The following is a 2,632-nucleotide window of genomic DNA, read 5'->3' on the forward strand; positions in this document are numbered from 1 at the left end:
GCCCCGGTTCAGCAGATGGGTGGCAAAGGAATGCCGCAGCGCATGCGGCGTGGCGCTGTCGGGCAGGCCGAGCGCGCCGCGCAGCCGTTCCATGGTCAGCTGAATGATTCGCGGACTGAGCGGGCCGCCGCGTGCGCCGACGAAAACAGGGCCTTCCGGCTTGAGCTGATGCGGGCACATCGCGACATAGTCCTGCACCAGCGCCAGCTAGTATAGCAGCACCGGCACCATGCGGGTCTTGTTGCCCTTCCCGGAAACGATGATGATGTCGCCCTCGCCCGGCAACGGTACTTCGCGGCGCTTCAGGCCCAGCGCTTCAGAAATGCGCAGGCCCGAGCCGTACAGCAGCGCCATCACGGCGGCGTCGCGCGCCCAGATCCAGGGATCGCGGGTATCGCCGGCGCGTTCGTCGGCGTCGGCAAAGCGTTTGGCCGCCGCCATCTGGATCGGCTTCGGCAGGCTCTTGCCGACCTTGGGCGCCCGGATGGCCGAGAGCGCGCCGACCTTGCCCTTGCCTTCCTGTTCGAGGAAGCGCCCGAACGAGCGCAACCCCGCCAGCGCCCGCATCAGCGAGCGGCCGCCGATATCGTCGGCCCGGCGCATCGCCATGAACGCCCTGACGTCGCTGGCTTCGAGGGCGGCAAATTGCGCCAACGTCACCCGCCCGCCCCAGTGCTGGCTGAGAAACACCAGGCACTGGCGCAGATCGCGGGTATAGGCCTCCAGCGTCTTCGGCGACAGCCGCCGTTCGGCGCGCAGATGCGACAGCCAGCGCGTCATCTGCAGCGCGACGTCGTCGGCGGCGCAGTCGAGTTCGATCGGCTGAATGGCTGTAATGGACGCTTTAGTGGATTTGGCCACGGCGCTGCCCTGCTGATTCTGATGGACTATATCGCACTTCTTTCGTTTACCGTTCGCTAACTGGCGCAAGCACCGGTTCCCGCACTGGCTACGGCTCGCGCACGGTCTTAAGTTAGCCCCGCTCTTTCCGGCTTCGAGTCTGATTCTCCGATGGACGATTCCGCGCGTGCCACCTCATCCGCCTCATCGACGCGCGTCGTCGATGTGCTGGTGCCGGTCGCGCTCAATCAGAATTATTCCTACCGGGTGCCGCGCGGCATGGATCTGAAGCCGGGCGATGTGGTGTGCGTGCCGCTGGGGCCGCGCGAGGTGGTCGCGGTGGTTTGGGCGGAAAATGCCAATCCGGATCCACGCCTGCATAACCGGCTCAAGGACGTCGGCGAAAAACTCGACGTGCCGCCGCTGAAGCCGGAACTGCGCTCGCTGGTCGACTGGGTCGCCAACTACACGCTGTCGCCGCGCGGCATGGTGCTGCGGATGACGTTGCGGATGGGCGAACATCTCGGGCCCGAGCGGGTGCGGATGGGCGTGCGGCTGATCGGGGCGGCGCCAAAACGCCTGACGCCGGCGCGGCGCCGGCTGATCGATCTATTGTCGGATGGCCTGCTGCACGGCAAATCCGAGGCCGCCCGGGAAGCCGGCGTCAGCGCCGGCGTGATCGATGGCCTCGTCGACGAGGGCACGCTGACGGTCGAGCCGATGCCGCGCGCGCTGCCGCCGCCGGCGCCCGATCCGTCGTTCTCCCAGCCAGACTTTACCAGCCAGCAGCGCATTGCCGTGGACGCGATGCGGGCGTTGGCGGCCAACGGCAGTTTTCACGTCGCGCTGCTCGACGGTGTCACCGGCTCCGGCAAGACCGAAGTCTATTTCGAAGCCATCGCTGAAGTGATCCGTCGCGGCAAGCAGACGCTGATCCTGATGCCGGAGATCGCGCTGACCGGCCAGTTCCTCGACCGTTTTGCCGAGCGCTTCGGGGTGCGGCCGCTGGAGTGGCATTCCGAACTGACCCCGCGCACAAGGCAACGCAACTGGGCCGCGATCGCGGCGGGCGAAGCGCCTGTCGTGGTGGGCGCGCGTTCCGCGCTGTTTCTGCCTTACGGCAATCTTGGGCTGATCATCGTCGATGAAGAGCACGACCAGGCTTACAAGCAGGACGAGGGCGCGCATTACCACGCCCGCGACATGGCGGTGGTGCGCGCGCATATCGCGAAAATTCCGATCGTGCTGGCGTCGGCGACGCCGTCGGTCGAGACCGAGGTCAACGCCCGAAAAGGCCGCTATCAGCGCGTGGTGCTGCCGGCGCGCTTCGGCGGCCAGCACATGCCGCATATCGAGGCGATCGATCTGCGCCGCGCGGCGCCGCCACGCGGCCGTTTCATCTCGCCGGTGCTGGCCGAGCAGGTAAAGGTCGCCATCGAACGCAAGGAACAGGCGCTGCTGTTCCTCAACCGTCGTGGCTACGCGCCGCTGACGCTGTGCCGGGCCTGCGGTCATCGCTTTGCCTGCACCATCTGTGACGCCTGGCTGGTCGATCACCGCTTTCGCCAGCGCCTGGTCTGTCATCACTGCGGTTTCTCGATGCCGCGTCCGCAAGTCTGCCCGCATTGCCAGGCCGAGGAATCGCTGGTGGCGGTCGGCCCCGGCGTCGAGCGCCTGCAGGAAGAAGCCGCGCAATTGTTTCCGGACGCGCGCACCATGGTGCTGTCGAGCGACCTCATCACCTCGATCGAGACCATGCGCAGCGAGTTGAACGAGATCGCGGCCGGGCGAG

1 protein-coding gene and 1 pseudogene are annotated in these 2,632 nt (G+C 66.9%); one reads left to right on the top strand and one right to left on the bottom strand.

Going from position 1 to position 2,632, the window contains the following annotated elements; all coding sequences use genetic code 11:
- Positions 1-780: pseudogene (locus Q7U29_RS13530) on the bottom strand (tyrosine recombinase XerC); the annotation flags it as partial.
- Between the two features lie 231 nt (positions 781-1,011).
- On the opposite strand from Q7U29_RS13530, the gene priA reads away from it, so the two are divergent.
- On the top strand, positions 1,012-2,632 hold a 1,621-nt coding region (gene priA / locus Q7U29_RS13535), incomplete at its 3' end, for a primosomal protein N' (RefSeq protein ID WP_304742188.1).

This window comes from Bradyrhizobium sp. (genome assembly GCF_030654605.1).
GTDB lineage: Bacteria > Pseudomonadota > Alphaproteobacteria > Rhizobiales > Xanthobacteraceae > Bradyrhizobium.